Origin of the sequence: Nonlabens sp. (genome assembly GCF_965657255.1) — a bacterium.
Lineage (GTDB): Bacteria > Bacteroidota > Bacteroidia > Flavobacteriales > Flavobacteriaceae > Nonlabens.
Genome location: NZ_CBFHNM010000002.1, coordinates 211746 through 229263 on the forward strand (window position 1 = coordinate 211746; position 17518 = coordinate 229263).

The following is a 17518-nucleotide window of genomic DNA, read 5'->3' on the forward strand; positions in this document are numbered from 1 at the left end:
CGCGAAAGCGATATTATTTCAAACACTTAAAATAATCGAACGGTTCAAGACAGTCTTCACATTGAAACATCGCCTTACAAGCTGTAGAGCCAAACTGGCTGACTAACTTTGTATTCTGTGAACCGCAGTTGGTGCATTTAACTAATTTCTTTTCGTTTAGAAGGACATCTTTATCGGCTGTTTCTTCTAGCGGTGCAGCGATTCCATATTCTTCTAACGCTTTGCGACCACGCTCAGTTATCCAATCCGTCGTCCACGGTGGACTCATGATCAATTGAATATGTGTTGTATAACCATGAGTTGCAAATGCGCGTTCTAAATCATCACCTATAACATCCATAGCGGGACAACCGCTGTACGTAGGCGTGAGTTTTATGGTGATTTCTTTGTCCTCAACCACAACTTCCCTAATCACTCCTAAGTCTACTACATTAAGTACAGGTATCTCAGGATCGGCAACCTCTTCAAGAATGGTAAGAACCTCTTCTGGCAAGGATTCAAATATTTGATTTGCCATTCTTGAAGAGATTGAACTAGAATTCGAACTCGAACTCGAACCTGAATTTGATAAATTATTCATTTGAATTTTTAATTAGAGTTACTACGATTCTTATCAGTTCATCATTTTCCTTGACTAAATTGTCACAATCCGTTGTACTAATTAAATCAGCTTTCTTTTGAATATTAAGATTTCGTAGACTTTCACGTAATTCTTTTAGAGAAATACGCAACTTATTTATGCGATCTTTACTAGTTCCTGCACCTAAAGCTTCACCATAGTTCAAAGCGGAAGAACATGACGAACGAATGATTTGTTGAGCCAGATATTGACCTGCATAAGAATTTGGCATTTTAGCATACAATTTTATAATCGCAGCGGCAAAATCTTCTAATCGTTCCGCTAAGTCTTGATAAGCCATTTTAGTTATTTTAAGTATCCCGTTTGCGAAATCTGTGATTTAGTAAGCTTTCAATTTCCTTCAAATTCGAGTTCAATTTCAAGTTCAAAAAGTTACCATTTAGAATCTGGATACGTTCTCTGCATATATTGCATATCTGCAAGAATATAGCCCATATGCTCGCTATGCAAACCTTCTTTTCCTCCTTTTTGGAAATATTCTACTTCTGGTATTTTTAGAGTTGCAACTGAGAGTAAATTTTCTACTTTTTCATAATAATAGTCACGCAATTGAAACATATCTGGTGCTACTCCAGCGGCAATCATAGCATCATCTGCTTTTGTAGAGTGAAATAATTCATCTGTAAAAATCCATAGATCGTTTACAGCTTGTTGTACTCGTGATTTACTTTCTTCTGTTCCATCACCTAATCTTTTTAACCAGTCTCCAGAAAAACGCTCGTGATAACTAGCTTCTTTGATTCCTTTAAAAGCGAGTGCTCTCAAAGTCTCGTCAGCACTTTGTTGTAAAGCATTTAAGAATAATCTATTGTAAACATCAAAGAAAAACTGACGTACAATGACATAACCAAAATCTGTATTGGGTTGTTCTACCAGTAATACATTTTTATACTCACGTTCTTTACGCAAAAAGGCAATATCATCTTCAGTGGTTTTATCACCTTTCAATTGTGCGATATACTGATAAAAACTACGCACCTGACCGAGCATGTCTAAAGAAATATTAGTTATCGCAATATCTGGCTCCAGATTGGGTCCATGACCACATAATTCTCCTAGACGCTGTCCTAAAATAAGATAGTTATCTGCTACTCCTAAAAGATAGTTGATCAAGTGTTCTTTGTTTTCCTTGGACTGCAGGAATTGTGGGTTTAGTTCTTTTATAGGTTTCATTATAAAAATAAAATGAGTTAAAAATCAAAACGAAAATCAAAATCAAAATCAATTTTGAGACGCCTATTTTTGGTTCTTAATTATTGTAGCGACGATTTTACTCAATTGCAAAGCTTCGTCGACTAAATTTTGTTGATCAGGTTTTAAAAGATCAGCCTTGAGTTGTATCCTTAAATTGTTTTTGCATTCTTTAAGTTCTTTAAGACAAATTCTCAATTTGTTAATTCTATCTTTTGAAGTTCCTGCACCTGCAAATTCTCCGTAATTCAAAGCAGCACTTCCAGAAGAACGAATTAATTGTTCTGCATAATATTTTGAAGCGTAGGTTTTAATCGGAAAATCAAAATTTCTAACAACATCTGCTGCAAACAGAATCAACCTATCTTCCACATCATAAGGTTTCTTGCTCATTTCTGTTTGATTTTGATTTTAGTTTTGATTTTGATTTTTCTTCCTCCTACATATGCTTCAACTCATCAGGCAATTCATAAAAAGTAGGATGTCTGTACACTTTATCGCTAGCTGGTTCAAAAAGCTCACCGCTATCTTCTGGACTACTAGCAGTAATATTTGCAGACTCAACAACCCAAATGCTGACACCTTCATTTCTTCTAGTGTAAACGTCACGTGCATTGTTCATTGCCATTTCTGCATCTTCGGCGTGTAAACTACCGCAATGTCTGTGTTCTAGTCCGTTTTTGGAGCGTATAAACACTTCCCAAAGTGGAATTTCTTGACTCATAATTAGTTGGAATTGAATTGTCGGCTAGAGCTTGTCAAAGGCGATCATAAAATAACCCAACCTCGACAAGCTCAGCTTGACAAAAATATTATTTAAACCGCTTGTGCAGTCTCTTCTTTTCTTTCTCTTTGTTTTGCCGCGTATGCTGTGGCTGCTTCACGAACCCAAGCTCCGTTTTCCCATGCATTACGACGGTCGTCCAGACGTTTTTTATTCATCGGTCCGTGTCCTTTTACCACTTGCCAGAATTCGTCCCAGTCGATTTCACCAAAATCATAACTTCCAGTCTCTTCATTCCATTTTAAATCTGGATCTGGAATAGTAAGTCCTAAAAGCTCTGCTTGTGGTACTGTTTGATCTATAAATTGCTGGCGCAACTCGTCGTTCGTCTTGCGCTTCAACTTCCATTTCATAGACTGCTCTGTGTGCGTACTTGCCGCATCTGTAGGGCCTAACATCATTAAAGATGGCCACCACCAGCGATTCAATGCATCCTGAGCCATTTCTTTTTGCTCTTCACTACCGTTACATAGCGATAACATGATTTCATAACCTTGACGCTGGTGAAAACTTTCTTCTTTACATACACGCACCATTGCACGAGCGTAAGGTCCAAATGACGTACTACACAAAGGCACTTGATTGATAATCGCAGCACCATCGACTAACCATCCTATCGCTCCCATATCTGCCCAAGTCATGGTTGGGTAATTAAAAATAGAAGAATATTTTGCTTTACCAGAATGTAAATCTTCATAAAGTTGTTCACGAGTGATTCCTAAAGTTTCACAAGCGCTGTATAAATATAATCCGTGACCAGCCTCGTCTTGCACCTTTGCAAGCAATGCTACTTTACGTCGCAATGATGGTGCACGAGTAATCCAATTACCTTCTGGCAACATTCCTACAATTTCAGAATGAGCATGCTGGGAAATCTGTCTGATATGCGTCTTGCGATACTTTTCAGGCATCCAGTCCTTAGGCTCAATCTTTTCATCTCTCGCAATTTTTGCATCAAATTGCGCTTCTAAACTTTTGATTTCTGCTTCACTCATGTTATTTATTTTAAATTCCTGCGCAGGCAGGAATCTCTGTGGATTCATCACCTGCAATTAATTTATACTTTAATTTGTTAAGCCATTTCACAAAACGACTTTAATTTATTTTTCCTTATTGCTTACTGTAATTCCGCTTTCACGAAAGCGAGATGACAACAATCCATATATATCAGTTCAATCTGAGTTACTAGAACCAAGTTCGGGCAACTTAGGTTTGAGATTCCTGCCTGCGCAGGAATTTAATCACACATCATAACTTACTACCAGTTTTTTACTAGTTGGCACGCTCACACAACTCAACACGAGTCCTTTTTCTACTTCTTCTTCGGTCAGTGCATAGTTCACTTTCATCTCTACAGAACCTTCAATGACCTGGCACTTACATGTACTGCAAACACCACCTTTACAGGCGTATGGTAAATCTGCTCCGGCGCCTATCGCACCATCAAGCACGTTATCGTAATCATCGCCTAAAACAAAATTAAACTCACGACTTCCATCTATAATCGTCACCTCTACACCATCTACCTTCTTCTCTAGCGCTGCTGCGGCACGAGCTTTATCTGCATCACTTAATCCACTTACAAAAAGCTCAAAATGAACATTCTCTTTCTTCATTCCAGCAGTGACCAGCTCGTCTCTTATCAAAAAGATCATCTCCTCAGGTCCACAAATAAAAGCATGATCCGTATGTGGTGCGTTGATTAAGGTTTTGGTAAGCATTTGCAGCTTTTCTTTATCAAAGCGACCATTAAATAATTCTGTATCTCGATGCTCACGACTTAAAAAATAAAACACCTCAAAACGACTTAAATATTTATTTTTCAGTGCTTCTATCTCTTCTTTAAATATAATAGATTTTACTGTCCTATTAAGATAGAATAACTTGAATTTAGCATTTGGCTCACTTGCCAGGTGTGTTTTTATAATACTCAGCATAGGAGTAATTCCACTACCTGCGGCAAATGCTACATAATTTTTAGTCTCCTTCTCATCATAACAATCGATGCCAAAATCACCACTAGGTGCAGCAACTTGCAATGAGTCTCCAGTTTTCAATTCTCTATTTACATAAGTAGAAAATTTACCTTCAAAAATTTCTTTTACCGCTACTTTCCACTCATCATCTAGTGGACTACTACATAAAGAATAGCTACGTCGCACATCTTCATCATTGATCATGGCGCGCAATGTCAGAAATTGACCTTGACGGTATTTAAATTCTTCTTTCAGTTCCTGAGGAACATCAAAAGCTAATACTGTCGTGTCATCTGTCTCTTTATAGACTTGCGATAATTGTATGTTATAAAAATTACTCACTTATATTAGGTCGTTGATTCCATACAAAACTAACACTTGTTAGTTTGGAAAACAAATACTGAATTTAGAATTAAATAATTATAATAGTTTCGCTTTCGCTAAAGCGATATTTCCAACAACCTCAAACCTTTAACGCTATTTTCACGACCATAAATAGATAGCTCTCGTATATTGCTAGGTATGCATTATCCTAATCTACAAGCACCAGATTCTATTCTAAAAGAGGCAGAAAAAGCGATGTCTTTTTATCCTGCCTTAAAAAACACTGAAATCGAATTCACGTTTAATGATATGGTGCGCAAAAACTTCATGCAGGCGCAACCTACCTATAAAAGTATTTTTAAATCTCGTAAAAACCGCAGTTACATCATTCTAATAAGTAAAGAATTTAAGGTAGAAAATGAGATTTTTACTATTAATGAAATTCCTAGCGATGTATTAACGGGATGGTTAGGTCATGAATTAGGACACGTGATGGATTACCGTTCTAGATCTACTATAGGAATGATATTTTTTGGACTGAAGTATTTGTACTCACATTCACATATTCAGGAAGTAGAACGTGCAGCTGACGATTATGCCGTGCGTCAGGGAATGGGTGAATATATTTTAAAAACGAAAGAATTTATTCTCAATCACACCAGTCTATCTGAGAAGTACAAACAACATATGCGCAAATTTTATCTCTCTCCAGAAGAAATCCTAGAATTGATTAACCGTTATGGAGAAACTGGAGAAAAACCTAGTGATGAAGAATTAGCGCCTAATTAGTTGGTGAGTTGGTGAGTTTTTTTTGCTTCGCAAAAAAAAATGAATTGGCAACAGCCTTATTTTATCAAGGACTCAAAGACTCAAAACCTAACATTCTCAAAGACTATTAACAAATTCTTCCCATGCTTTGAACTTTTCTTCATCCATAACCTTTTCCATTTTTACTTGACCACCTTTTTTCTTATTGTGATCGTTCCATTGAGCAAACGTTTCTGGTTGCACCTTATAAACTTGCACACCTTTTAAAGCCTTAGTTCTTGCTACTATATAATTCTTATTAGCTTCTTGAAGCGATTGATCAAGTGCCTCAGCAAGTTCTTTTTCTGAGGTTTCAGTTTCAGTTCCTACATACCAGACATGATGAAAGTCTCCATCTATTTTCTTTGCAGAAACTGTAAACTCCTTAATACTAGTATTGAATTTTTCTTGCAGTTCTGTAATCGCGGTTTGCATTTTTAAAACTGATAACTGACTACCTACTACGTTTAAGAAAAACTTTGTTCTACCAGTAATTTTGATTTCTGCCTTTTCTACATCGGTAAACTTAATAGTATCACCTATTAAATAGCGCCATGCACCAGATACCGTAGAGATGATTAGTGCATAATCTACCTCTGGCTGTACTTCATCTATAGTTTTTATTGGAGCATCATTAGAAATACTTCCGTCTTGTTCTACATATTCTGGTTGAAAAGGAACAAACTCAAAATAAATACCGCCATCGGTTATAAGTTGCATAGAACTAGATTCAGGACGTTGCTGGCAGGCAATAAATCCTTCACTAGCAAGATAGGTATCTACAATTTGTACTGGTTTTGTGAAAAGCTTTTCAAAGCTAGATCGATAAGGTTCAAAAGCCACGCCTCCAGAAGTGTACACAGAAAGGTTAGGCCATATTTCATGTATGGATTCAACATTGTGATGATCCATCACTTTTCTAAGCATCATTTCTAACCAAGATGGAATACCACTCAACATTCCTATATCCCAATTTTTTGCTTCATCAGCAATTTTTTGTACGCGCTCATCCCAGTCGTCTATGGACGATATTTCTTTTCCTGGTCTATAAAATGAATCTAAAAATTCTGGAATATTACTGGCAGATATTCCACTTATTTCACCTATTGTAAATCCATTTTCTTCACTCAAATCAGTGGAACTTGCTAACGCCAGCACTTCGCTTTCAAAAACGTCATCAGGCAAATCAAAATTAGTTAGCGCACTTACTTGCTTTGTTCCTGCAGCTTTTATAGCCGCAATCATTTCATCAGTTACCGGAATAGTTTTAGATTTTTTTCCTGTAGTCCCACTTGATCTGGCCAAAAAATTAGGTACACCAGGCCATGTGATATTTGGTTTACCTTCTTTCATACGAGACCACCATTGCTCGTCCATTTTATGGTAATCATAAAACGGTATCGCTTCCGCGAAAGCGTGCTCTAAATCATCATTCTCTAAAATACTGTTGAAATCATAGTACAGTCCGAAAGATGTATTTTTGGCTGTTTTCAATAAATTATTCAGCACCTTTCTTTGAGCTTCTGCATGGTCGGAAGTAGAAGTAACGGACTCGTGTATATTTAATGCTGTTTTAATGATCGGACCTAAAAGCGCCATGAAATTATTGTTTTTTCAAAAATACAGCTAAGCGTTTTTACTTTGGGTTAAGAATGTGGTAAGGTTTGAGGATTTAATATGAGGAATGAAATCAGTCATTGAGTGCACTTCGACAAGCTAAGCGTGAAACCTCAAACCTCATTTATTTCTAAATAAAGTTATAAAACTCCTCGTCTTAAAAAAGGCGAGGACAGGTTTAGCAGCTTTGCTGTAAATCAGGAGTGGTTGAAAATACTAGTTTTAAACTCCATCTTTTTTACGCGATCGCGATTAATTTCTAGCAAAGTTTTGATCCTTTCCGACCAAAGCTCGCTATCGCTCACTTTGCCCACCTTTCCTTTACCAAGGAAAGGAATTTTAAAAACCTCTTTTGTAAGCATTGAGGTTTTCGAAATGCGAAAGTTACTAATGGTACTTACTAAAGATCTTAGTCGCTTCATTATAGCTGCTTTCAAATGACATCGCATTTACATTAGAATCTGCTTTTGCTGTGTTAAAATAGCTTACCATTTTCTCGGTAGGCATGTTACCTGTAAGTTCATCTTTGGCCATCGGGCAACCACCAAAACCTTGAATAGCGCCGTCAAAACGGCGGCATCCAGCTTTGTAAGCTGCATCTACCTTTTCATGCCATTTTGTAGGAGTGGTATGTAAATGAGCACCAAATTCAATTTCTGGATATTTAGGGATCAAATTAGAAAATAAATACTCTATCGTTTCTGGATCAGAGGTTCCAACAGTGTCAGAAAGAGAAAGGATTTTTACACCCATGTTTGACAATTTCTCAGTCCATTCTCCTACAATCTCCACATTCCATGGGTCACCATAAGGATTACCAAAGCCCATTGATATATAAACCACTAGCTCTTTATCGTGCTTTTGTGCAAGATCAATAACCTCTTGTAATAACTCTACACTTTGAGCAATGGTTTTATGCGTGTTACGCATTTGAAAATTCTCTGAAATCGAGAATGGATAGCCTAAATATTGAATCTCTGGATGCTGACATGCTGCTTGCGCACCACGCAAATTTGCAATTATTGCAAGTAGCTTTGAATCGGTTTTAGAAAGGTCTAGCTTAGAAAGAACCTCAGCCGTATCTAACATTTGAGGAATGGCTTTGGGAGAAACAAAACTTCCAAAATCAATAGTATCAAAGCCGCAACGCAGTAAAGACTGAATGTATTGCACTTTCAAATCTGTAGGGATAAATTCTTTTATTCCCTGCATCGCATCACGCGGACATTCTATGATTTTTACCTTTTCCATTGAGATGCAAATATAAGCTTACGCAAAGGTTTGCGGAAATTGAGTTTAATACTTTAATAATTTATTCAATGTATCTTTAATCTGCGCCAATTCTTTACTAGTAATAGTACCCAATTTCTTTTTCAACCGTTGTTTAGAAACACTACGTATTTGAAAAACCATAACTTCTGATTCCTTAGTTAAACCATTATTAGAAGTTGGTTTTATTATAGGATTGCCTCGGTAATATTTTAAACTACTGGTTAATGGACAAATCAAAATATTAGCAGCTTGATCATTAATAACATTCCCAGATACAATGACTACTGGTCTTCTTCCACCTTGTTCGCTGCCAATAATTGGATCTAGAAAAGCCTCATAAACATCATTCTGTTTCATTATCTAATTCTTGTAATTGTGTAAAATAGTCTGCCATTCCTTCTTCTGCCATGGCGATCATATCAGGATCATCACCAGCTCTCTTATAGGATTTTATGTATGCAGCTTTATCTAATTGTTCTAAATAGATAGACAGTGCCTTTTCAATAAGCTTATTTTTAGGAAGCTTGAGTCGTTTTGCAGTATGTGCTAGCTCTTTAAGCAGATCATCTGGAAGTGAGGATGTGAAAGTTGCCATTATGTTTTGTGTTTAAGAATTGTAAATATAAAATATATTTTTAAATGGTAATATATATTTAGAATAGCTTATTGTGCTTTATAACTTTAAATCAACCGCGAAACGCTTTTGGTTGCTCGCGCTGCTCGTCGCCCATGCCGATCTTCATCGGAACAAGCTCTGTTTTCCCTTTGAAGAAAAGGGATATGCTTCCTCAATAAAAAAACAAAAACTATGGAATCAAAATCGCCACTGCAATCCCTATAAAAACCACAATCTGCGTCCATTTCATCGCTGGAGCAAACCATCGTGAAGATTTTATAAAACTTGCTGCATTTCCCGCAAGCAAGGCTATCGTATAAAACGTAAGTAAAGAAACAAGCATAAAAACACCACCTAATATATAGATCTGAATCCAATCTGGATAAGAGTTAGCAATAACAAATTGTGGTAAAAGGGCAAGAAAGAACAAGGTCACTTTAGGGTTGAGCAAATTCATGGTGATTCCAATTTTGTAGAGTTTCCATAAACTTTGAGAAGAAGCTTTTGAATCGCCAAATTCAATGCTCGCGTCAGATTTGAAAATTTTATAAGCGAGATAAAGTAAGTAAACGGCACCAGCTATTTTTATGGAATAAAGTAACCAATCGTTATCTCTAATAATAACCGCAAAACCTAAGGCAACAATGGAAGTATGAACGATGCAGCCAGTTATCAAACCGCTGGCGATTGCTATTCCATATTTAGAACCTCGAGCGACACTCTGAGTTAAAACAAAAATATTATCTGGTCCTGGACTTAGTGCGAGGAGTAAGGTGGCAAAAGCAAAAGAGATTAAGGTTTCTAACATAAAAAGGCTGCCTTTTTGTAGACAGCCTAAAAGTATAACAACTTACTTAATCTGCTAATTTTTATATGCTATTTTAGAAACTCGCCCTTGATCATTAAAAGTAAAATAAACTGGCGTAGTTCTATAAACTTCTATTTCATTTGTTTCTAAGTTTAACCTCTCAGCATCTATCATGAAAGTATGAACTTCATTTCCATCCTTCGACTCAATGTTTTCAGGCTCTTTTCCAAAAGAATCAACTAATTCAGCTTTAGTTAATCCAAGGTACTTATTCTCCATTTTTGCCTGACTATACGCTCTCATTTTAGATGGAAAAGTTAAAAAACTGCAACTTGTTATAGTGCACAGAAATACTAACAGTGATAAAATTTTAATATTTTTCATAATCCTCGAATTTCTTTAGTATCTGTCCACACTGTATCCCCTGCAGGCATAGACTTGTAAACTAAACCTTTATGATTAATAAAATAAGCCGTAGTGGTTGTAATTTGATTTTTAGGAGCTCCAGACGAAGTAGTAAGCCCACCTCTTGTGGTAGTTACAAAAATCAAAACCTCTTCTCCATTTATTATTCTTGTTTCAGAAGGTTGTTCATTTCTTTTATTAATTAATTGAGTTTTAGTAAGACCATTAAACCTTTCTGGGTCAAAATCTTCTGGTTTAAGACTAACACAACTAGATAAAAAGAATAAAAACAAAATGGGCAATAAAAATTTAATGTGTTTCATATTTCTTAAAGTTTTATCAAAAAAAAAAAACTAGCGACTTAACCTAATTATTTCTCGATTAATTTTTTTAATCAACGCAGGACCTTCATATACAAAACCTGTATACAACTGCACAAGACTTGCGCCAGCATTCAGTTTATCTATAGCATCTTGTGCGGTCATGATACCACCTACTCCGATTATAGGGAAAGCACTGTTGCTTTTTTTATGGAGAAATGAAATTACCTCTGTAGCACGATTTGTGAGCGGTGCACCGCTCAGTCCGCCGGCTTGATTTATAAGTGAATCTTCAGATTGCAAACCTTCTCTAGAGATGGTTGTGTTGGAAGCGATCACTCCATCGATTTTAGTGTCTGCTACTATTCCTATGATATCTAGCAACTGATCATCAGTCAAATCTGGGGCAATTTTAAGCAGAATAGGTTTTCTTTTAGGCTTTTTATTGTTTAAGTCTTGAAGTGTTTGAAGTATATGCGTTAGCGGTTTGCGGTCTTGAAGTTCGCGCAATCCTGGAGTGTTAGGCGAACTTACATTTACTGTAAAATAATCCACATGATCAAACAGTTTTTCAAAACAGATGATGTAATCATTTACCGCTTCATCGTTAGGAGTGACCTTGTTTTTCCCTATGTTTCCACCTATCAAAACATAATTAGGTTGTCCTAATTTTGGGTTTTTCTTTAATCGTTCTACCGCTGCATCTACTCCACCGTTATTGAATCCCATTCGGTTTACAATCGCTAGATCTTTCTTTAATCTAAAAAGTCGTTGCTTGGGATTTCCATCTTGCGGTTTTGGTGTAAGCGTTCCTATCTCTATAAATCCGAAGCCTAAATTAGAGAATTCTTTAAATGCTTTGGCGTCTTTATCAAATCCAGCAGCCATTCCTACTGGATTCTCAAACTGCAAACCGAAGAGTTCTCTTTTAAGGGCAGGATGTTGTTGTTTGTAACGCTTTCGCGAAAGCGCACTAAAACCAGGTACCTTGCTCAGTAATTTGATACTCTTAAACGAAAAGTGATGTACCGCTTCTGGATCGAATGAAAAAAGCAGCGGTCTAATAATGGATTTATACATAAGAATAAGGTTGTGCAAATTTACAATCCATTGGACTTTATTCCATATTTTTGTTGCTCTTAAAAAATGACTGATATGAGTAAATATGATGTGATCGTTTTAGGTAGTGGACCTGGCGGATATGTAACGGCAATACGTGCGTCTCAACTGGGATTAAAAACGGCCATCGTAGAGAAGGAATCTCTAGGTGGTGTATGTTTAAACTGGGGTTGTATACCTACAAAAGCGCTGATTAAAAGTGCTGATGTATTCAATTACCTCAACCATGCCGCAGATTACGGTCTTAAGGCTGATAATGTAGATAAGGATTTTAATGCTGTTGTAAAACGTAGTCGCGATGTGGCAGACGGAATGAGCAAAGGTGTGCAGTTCTTATTAAAGAAAAATAAAATAGACGTAATCATGGGTTACGGTACAGTAAAAAAAGGTAAGAAAATCGAGGTGAAAGCTGAAGATGGATCTACCTCTACTGTAGAAGGAAACCATATTATCATTGCAACTGGAGCAAAATCTCGTGTTCTTCCTAATTTACCACAAGATGGTAAAAAAGTAATAGGATATCGTGAAGCAATGACGCTTAAAGAGCAGCCTAAGAAAATGGTTGTTGTAGGGTCTGGAGCAATAGGTGTTGAATTTGCTTATTTCTATAACGCTATGGGAACTGATGTTACTATAGTAGAATATGTAGATCGTATTGTACCTGTTGAAGATATTGATGTTTCTAAGCAAATGGAGCGCAGCTTTAAGAAGTCTGGAATTAAAGTAATGACTTCTAGTGAGGTGACGAGCGTTGATACTTCTGGCGATGGTGTTAAAGTAAACGTGAAAACTAAAAAAGGAGAAGAAGTTCTTGATGCTGACATAGTTTTAAGCGCTGTAGGAATTGAGACCAATCTTTCTAATATTGGACTAGAAGAAGTAGGAATTTCTACTGATCGTGGTAAAGTTTTAGTGAACCAATGGTATCAAACGAACTTACCTGGATACTATGCAATAGGTGATATTACTGCTGGTCCAGCACTAGCACATGTTGCAAGTGCCGAAGGTATTTTATGTGTTGAGAAAATAGCTGACATGCATGTGGAACCACTTGATTATGGAAACATACCAGGTTGTACTTACTCTACTCCAGAAATTGCAAGTGTAGGAATGACAGAAGCTCAAGCTAAGGAAGCTGGATACGAGTTGAAAGTTGGTAAATTCCCATTCAGCGCAAGTGGTAAAGCAAGTGCTAGTGGTGCAAAAGATGGTTTTGTAAAAGTAATTTTTGACGCTAAGTATGGTGAGTGGCTAGGATGTCACATGATAGGTGCAGGTGTTACCGACATGATTGCTGAAGCTGTCTTAGGTCGTAAACTAGAAACAACAGGTCATGAGGTACTAAAAGCAGTACATCCACACCCTACAATGAGTGAAGCGGTGATGGAAGCTGTTGCAGATGCTTATGGTGAGGTGATACACCTTTAGAACTTGAACTCGAACTCGAATTTGAAATCGGACTTGAATTTGAATTTGAAAAGTGAATATCTGGTTTGCTTATTGCTACTTGAATAGTGCAACTAACTAGCGTTCAACTTTAATCTTAAAAAATCCCTTTGAAACAAAGTTTCAAGGGGATTTTTATTTTGAGGGTTTCCCCTTTGGGGAAATATCCGCTAGGACAAAGGGCTACGATGTTAGTACTTTTAAAGTTTTCACACAGTTCTAAAACCTATAATTAATTCCTAAACTTACAGTTCTATTGCCTCCTAAAGTAAAATCTCCTATGTTGCCTGTTCCTTCTGCACGAGGTAATACATCATGTTGGTATCTTAAATCCATAGCCCACTTTTGATTAATTCTATAACGTGTTCCTATCAATAAAAAAGGGTTTACTCCTAACTCTCCATCACTATCTCTTTTAAAGACACTTGTCGTATCTGGATTATAGTAAATTCCCGCCCCTGCATATAAACTCCAGTTATTGCCTATGAAATGTTCTGCTTGAAGATTTAGGTAAGGTCTTAGAAAGCCAGTAGCGTTTGCACCAATTTCTGATCTCAAACCCAATTGTTGATTGATTCTATAATCTGCAAATGCACCTAGACCATATCCTAATTCTGTGTCTCTATCTTCAAAATTATTTAATTCAAATTCTCGTTTTGAAAAACTTACAGATCCATTTGCAATAAGTCCAAAACTCCATTTGGTCTCAGAATTTTCAAAATCTAGTTGGGTATTTTTATTGCTTGGCAAATCTTCTTGAGCCTTTAAAAAGTTAATGGCACAAAGAAATAATAAAGCGAAGATTAATTTATTTTTCATAATGGCTAGTTTATTTTAAGCATGGTATTGTATTTCAAAAAAAGGATATAATACCTTAAAACCTATAATTAAACCCCAAACTAAAAGTGGCTAGTGGACCATCTTTGTTAAAGTTATTAAAGTTAGTAGCTCGTTTTCTAGCATATAAATCTTGCTGATACCTCAAATCTACTGTCCAATTTTTACTCATTTTATAACGTAAGCCCAATTGTACATATGGATTTAAAATAGCTGTTCCATTTTCATCTCTTTGAACCAGATGATCTGCGCCAGTATTAAAATAAGTTCCTGCTCCAGTGTAGAAGCTCCAACGGTTAGTAAATTGAAATTCTGATTGTATGTTTAAATAGGGATCAAATCCTAAATAGGCATTGATTCCAGCCTCAGCTCTTAATTTCCAAACTTTGTTAATTTTATAATCTGCATAGAATCCTACACCTAGACCGATACATCCTTCATTAAAAGAATCATAATTTCTTCCTCCAGATTTAATCTCTCTAAAACCGGTGAGAGCTTGAAAAGTCAAACCTGTACTCCATCGATTTACTGGTTGCTCAAATTCAAAAAGATGATTGATAGAATTAGGTGTGTTTTCTTGAGCCTTTGAAATTTGCGAAATTAAAATAAGGCACAGAATACAAAAAGTAAATTTAGTTTTCATAATTTGATTTATCGGTTAGTTAAAACAAATAAACCTCAATCAACTTTATTAACTACCTCTATTAACGCTTGTTATGATTTCTTAACTTTGGGTTTTTCTTTATAAAACACAAAAGTGACTTCTTCGTTTAGCTTTAGATTAGATGCTAGATCAATGACCTCGCCGTTTTTGTCCACCAGTTGAATTTTTGCAGTGTTGGGAGGTTTAGTCCCTAGGTTGATTGCTTTAAGTGAAACGGTGTTAACAGAATCTTTCAAAGTAAGAATCATTTCTTTCTTTTTACTTACCGGACTGTAAGCACTCAAAATCTTATTACCATTGATCACCAGATCTATCTGGTCTCCATCTACTTCACCATCGTCCCATATCACAAGTTTTAAATATTTATCTTCCCACAATATATTAAGTTGTTCACCACCTTTAAGATCGTTTTTTGAGTACCGGTTAAACATTTTATCCATGTTTATTTTTTCCTTTATACTATCTGCAATACGATCCATACGGTTGACTCGTCTTTGAAACTTATCCGTGCGTTTTTGAATTTTCTTTGCAGCTGTCATAACTAGTTCGCCGTTGACACAACTGGTAAAATCATCGTAAAATCCTTTAAATGTTCCCTCTATTTTAGATTTTCCATTCAATCTTCTCATTTTCCCGGTGAAGTAAACGTTACAAAAAGTAGTTTCCATCATATCAGACTTTGTATACACCAGTTCTACTTCTCTAAACTCTAGAAGATCTTCTTTACTATCGTATTGACCTACCACTTTTGATTTAGTTTCATGCTCACCGTTAAGATCTGTGTAAGAATATCCAGAAACCTTACCTTCCATTTCCTTAAAATCAAGTCTAAATGGAATCAAAGAACTATCAGGTAACTTTAGTAAGCCCAAATATTCATACGTCTGTCCATAAAGATGGCTTGCAGAAAACAATAGGAACAACAACAAGAGTCTACATTTCATATTTTGATATATATTTGGGTAAATATAACTAACTAAATAAGTTCATATGAAAACAAAATTAACTCTTGCTCTTATGAGCGTTTTTATGATGGTAAGTAGTTTTGCTTTTGCCTCATTTCCAGTAGAAAGGCAAGTAACTACTCAAGTAGTAACATTAGAAGATGGTACTACTATGGAAGAATCGACAGCTTCTTTAACTTCTCCTGCTGCGGTTGCCTGGTCAGAAGATCAAACAGTTGCGATATTATTATGGTTTTTCTTAGGAGGATTTGCAGGTCACCGCTGGTTTTTAAAGAGTCCATGGTATTGGAATGTATTGTTTATCTTAACAGCTGGATTCTTTATCGTAGGATATATAATAGATGGTATAGAAATTATCACAGGTAGTTATCCTGGATTATAATTTATAGTGTTTAAATAAAATGCCTGCTAGATTTGATCTGGCAGGCATTTTTTGTTTCTACTGTATTCTTATTTAGAGAATCCACCTAATATTTGGAAATGTTGCAAAAATTAACACATCTACCTATCATTAGCGATATAATAATATAAATGATAGATGTACTACTTATTTTATTGAAAATCTATCGTTTACACAAGAAGTAAGCGATGACAATAATAAAGGTTTAATAAGGAAATTAGATTATCTGAATTATTTAAAACTTTCCACAGCAAGATCATAGCCTTTTAATCCAAATCCACTTATAACTCCAGCTGCGTGTTTTGAGATATAGGATACGTGTCTAAAATCTTCACGATCCATCACATTAGAAATATGCACTTCAACCACTGGTGTGGCAATACCAGCAACTGCATCACCTATACCTATTGAGGTATGTGTGTATGCCCCAGCATTTAAAACGATAGCATCAAAACCTTCTTCTTGGACGGCATGAAGTTTGTTGATGATCTCACCTTCTATATTAGACTGAAAGTAACCCAACTCTATATCTGTGAACTTAAATTGTAGTTCTGTAAAATATTCTTCAAAAGTTTGTGAACCATAAATTTCTGGTTCACGTTTTCCTAGCAAGTTCAAATTAGGACCATTAAGTATAAGTATTTTCATGATGTGAAGATATTGGTAATTCCGCTTTTGCGAAAGCGAAAAATAAAAAAAGCCGATTCAATTGAATCGGCTTTTGAAAAAATATGGAAATGAATTAAAACTTATAAGCTGCACCTATTTGAATTGAATCCCAAGAATCACCATCATTAGAAATACCTTGATAACCGACAGAAAATAATAACATTTCCGTATTAAATACAACCTTAGGTTCGTACATTATACCACCGTCATTATCTTCATTTACTCCTACAGCATAACCCACGTCAGCTCCAACACCGAATCCTGAATCGCCAAAACTGTATATAGCCTTAAGAGCGATAGGTAAAAAAGCAACATCATCAACTTCTACCGATTGACCTAAAAACTCGATGTCATCAGTAAAATAAGTGGTGTAACCTATTGAACCACCGACCATAAATTCATCTGAAACTGGATGTAAATACATAGCCTCTAGTCCAACACCAAATGAAGATAAATCTCCTGCATCACTAATTGGCACAGCTGCTCTCAGACCTACTCCGAAATTACCATCTTGTGCACTACTAATCCCAATCGTTGCTACTGCAAAAGCAGCTGCTAGTAATAATTTTTTCATGATATTTAATTTAGTTGTTAGTTACTCAAAGCTATTAAGTTAACCGATACTAAACGTTAATAAAATGTGAAAATGAATATATAC

Annotated in this window: 23 protein-coding genes; 3 read left to right on the plus strand and 20 right to left on the minus strand. The window is 36.0% G+C overall.

Going from position 1 to position 17518, the window contains the following annotated elements:
* Positions 1 to 13 precede the first annotated feature (13 nt).
* The 7 genes from paaD to ACTF54_RS03465 all read right to left on the minus strand — a co-directional run bounded on the left by paaD (position 14) and on the right by ACTF54_RS03465 (position 4933).
* Positions 14 to 517: a 1,2-phenylacetyl-CoA epoxidase subunit PaaD gene (gene paaD / locus ACTF54_RS03435; protein ID WP_347195807.1), complete on the minus strand. Its 504-nt coding sequence runs from the start codon at positions 515 to 517 to the stop codon at positions 14 to 16.
* A gap of 55 nt (positions 518 to 572) precedes the next feature.
* The gene (locus ACTF54_RS03440; RefSeq protein WP_347195806.1) at positions 573 to 920 is read right to left on the minus strand and encodes a four helix bundle protein; all 348 of its coding nucleotides are present in this window, start codon (positions 918 to 920) and stop codon (positions 573 to 575) included.
* 92 nt (positions 921 to 1012) lie between these two features.
* Positions 1013 to 1813 carry a 1,2-phenylacetyl-CoA epoxidase subunit PaaC gene (paaC, locus tag ACTF54_RS03445; RefSeq protein WP_347195805.1) on the minus strand — a complete coding sequence of 267 codons (801 nt, stop codon included), beginning with the start codon at positions 1811 to 1813 and terminating at the stop codon, positions 1013 to 1015.
* A 63-nt stretch (positions 1814 to 1876) separates the two neighbouring features.
* Complete coding sequence (locus tag ACTF54_RS03450; RefSeq protein WP_347195804.1) at positions 1877 to 2224, minus strand: four helix bundle protein; 348 nt, start codon at positions 2222 to 2224, stop codon at positions 1877 to 1879.
* Between the two features lie 46 nt (positions 2225 to 2270).
* Positions 2271 to 2555 carry a 1,2-phenylacetyl-CoA epoxidase subunit PaaB gene (gene paaB, locus ACTF54_RS03455; RefSeq protein ID WP_347195803.1) on the minus strand — a complete coding sequence of 95 codons (285 nt, stop codon included), beginning with the start codon at positions 2553 to 2555 and terminating at the stop codon, positions 2271 to 2273.
* A gap of 92 nt (positions 2556 to 2647) precedes the next feature.
* The gene (gene paaA, locus ACTF54_RS03460; RefSeq protein WP_347195802.1) at positions 2648 to 3610 is read right to left on the minus strand and encodes a 1,2-phenylacetyl-CoA epoxidase subunit PaaA; all 963 of its coding nucleotides are present in this window, start codon (positions 3608 to 3610) and stop codon (positions 2648 to 2650) included.
* Between the two features lie 246 nt (positions 3611 to 3856).
* Positions 3857 to 4933 carry a 2Fe-2S iron-sulfur cluster-binding protein gene (locus ACTF54_RS03465; protein ID WP_347195801.1) on the minus strand — a complete coding sequence of 359 codons (1077 nt, stop codon included), beginning with the start codon at positions 4931 to 4933 and terminating at the stop codon, positions 3857 to 3859.
* 180 nt (positions 4934 to 5113) lie between these two features.
* Between ACTF54_RS03465 and ACTF54_RS03470 the strand changes: the two genes are divergently transcribed.
* Complete coding sequence (locus ACTF54_RS03470; RefSeq protein ID WP_347195800.1) at positions 5114 to 5704, plus strand: hypothetical protein; 591 nt, start codon at positions 5114 to 5116, stop codon at positions 5702 to 5704.
* A 96-nt stretch (positions 5705 to 5800) separates the two neighbouring features.
* On the opposite strand, the gene ACTF54_RS03475 is transcribed toward ACTF54_RS03470, so the two are convergent.
* From ACTF54_RS03475 to ACTF54_RS03510, 8 genes are all read right to left on the minus strand, one after another.
* Positions 5801 to 7321 (minus strand): GH3 family domain-containing protein, encoded by a 1521-nt coding sequence (locus tag ACTF54_RS03475; RefSeq protein WP_438968767.1) that lies wholly within the window; start codon positions 7319 to 7321, stop codon positions 5801 to 5803.
* Between the two features lie 405 nt (positions 7322 to 7726).
* The gene (locus ACTF54_RS03480) at positions 7727 to 8590 is read right to left on the minus strand and encodes a hydroxymethylglutaryl-CoA lyase (protein WP_438968768.1); all 864 of its coding nucleotides are present in this window, start codon (positions 8588 to 8590) and stop codon (positions 7727 to 7729) included.
* 45 nt (positions 8591 to 8635) lie between these two features.
* Positions 8636 to 8968 (minus strand): type II toxin-antitoxin system PemK/MazF family toxin, encoded by a 333-nt coding sequence (locus ACTF54_RS03485; RefSeq protein WP_438968769.1) that lies wholly within the window; start codon positions 8966 to 8968, stop codon positions 8636 to 8638.
* The gene (locus tag ACTF54_RS03490; protein ID WP_347195796.1) at positions 8955 to 9206 is read right to left on the minus strand and encodes a ribbon-helix-helix domain-containing protein; all 252 of its coding nucleotides are present in this window, start codon (positions 9204 to 9206) and stop codon (positions 8955 to 8957) included. Before ACTF54_RS03490 ends, ACTF54_RS03485 begins: the two co-directional genes overlap by 14 nt.
* Before the next feature lie 211 nt (positions 9207 to 9417).
* The gene (locus ACTF54_RS03495) at positions 9418 to 10035 is read right to left on the minus strand and encodes a LysE family translocator (RefSeq protein WP_438968770.1); all 618 of its coding nucleotides are present in this window, start codon (positions 10033 to 10035) and stop codon (positions 9418 to 9420) included.
* 54 nt (positions 10036 to 10089) lie between these two features.
* Complete coding sequence (locus tag ACTF54_RS03500) at positions 10090 to 10419, minus strand: hypothetical protein (protein WP_438968771.1); 330 nt, start codon at positions 10417 to 10419, stop codon at positions 10090 to 10092.
* Positions 10416 to 10763 carry a hypothetical protein gene (locus tag ACTF54_RS03505; protein ID WP_438968772.1) on the minus strand — a complete coding sequence of 116 codons (348 nt, stop codon included), beginning with the start codon at positions 10761 to 10763 and terminating at the stop codon, positions 10416 to 10418. The genes ACTF54_RS03500 and ACTF54_RS03505 overlap by 4 nt, the downstream gene beginning before the upstream one ends.
* Positions 10764 to 10793: 30 nt before the next feature.
* Positions 10794 to 11840 (minus strand): quinone-dependent dihydroorotate dehydrogenase, encoded by a 1047-nt coding sequence (locus tag ACTF54_RS03510; RefSeq protein WP_438968773.1) that lies wholly within the window; start codon positions 11838 to 11840, stop codon positions 10794 to 10796.
* A 75-nt stretch (positions 11841 to 11915) separates the two neighbouring features.
* On the opposite strand from ACTF54_RS03510, the gene lpdA reads away from it, so the two are divergent.
* Positions 11916 to 13307, plus strand: coding sequence for a dihydrolipoyl dehydrogenase (gene lpdA, locus ACTF54_RS03515; RefSeq protein ID WP_347195792.1), 1392 nt, complete (start codon positions 11916 to 11918; stop codon positions 13305 to 13307).
* 237 nt (positions 13308 to 13544) lie between these two features.
* Here lpdA and ACTF54_RS03520 read toward each other — a convergent pair whose 3' ends face one another.
* From ACTF54_RS03520 to ACTF54_RS03530, 3 genes are all read right to left on the minus strand, one after another.
* Complete coding sequence (locus ACTF54_RS03520; RefSeq protein ID WP_347195791.1) at positions 13545 to 14144, minus strand: hypothetical protein; 600 nt, start codon at positions 14142 to 14144, stop codon at positions 13545 to 13547.
* A gap of 55 nt (positions 14145 to 14199) precedes the next feature.
* Positions 14200 to 14805 carry an outer membrane protein gene (locus tag ACTF54_RS03525; RefSeq protein ID WP_438968774.1) on the minus strand — a complete coding sequence of 202 codons (606 nt, stop codon included), beginning with the start codon at positions 14803 to 14805 and terminating at the stop codon, positions 14200 to 14202.
* 71 nt (positions 14806 to 14876) lie between these two features.
* Positions 14877 to 15770, minus strand: a complete 894-nt coding sequence (locus ACTF54_RS03530; RefSeq protein ID WP_347195789.1) for a hypothetical protein — start codon at positions 15768 to 15770, stop codon at positions 14877 to 14879.
* A gap of 46 nt (positions 15771 to 15816) precedes the next feature.
* Between ACTF54_RS03530 and ACTF54_RS03535 the strand changes: the two genes are divergently transcribed.
* Positions 15817 to 16173 (plus strand): TM2 domain-containing protein, encoded by a 357-nt coding sequence (locus tag ACTF54_RS03535; protein ID WP_347195788.1) that lies wholly within the window; start codon positions 15817 to 15819, stop codon positions 16171 to 16173.
* 249 nt (positions 16174 to 16422) lie between these two features.
* On the opposite strand, the gene aroQ is transcribed toward ACTF54_RS03535, so the two are convergent.
* Both aroQ and ACTF54_RS03545 read right to left on the minus strand, forming a co-directional pair.
* Positions 16423 to 16839, minus strand: a complete 417-nt coding sequence (gene aroQ / locus ACTF54_RS03540; protein WP_347195787.1) for a type II 3-dehydroquinate dehydratase — start codon at positions 16837 to 16839, stop codon at positions 16423 to 16425.
* Positions 16840 to 16933: 94 nt separating this feature from the next.
* The gene (locus ACTF54_RS03545) at positions 16934 to 17434 is read right to left on the minus strand and encodes a hypothetical protein (protein WP_347195786.1); all 501 of its coding nucleotides are present in this window, start codon (positions 17432 to 17434) and stop codon (positions 16934 to 16936) included.
* Positions 17435 to 17518: the final 84 nt, after the last annotated feature.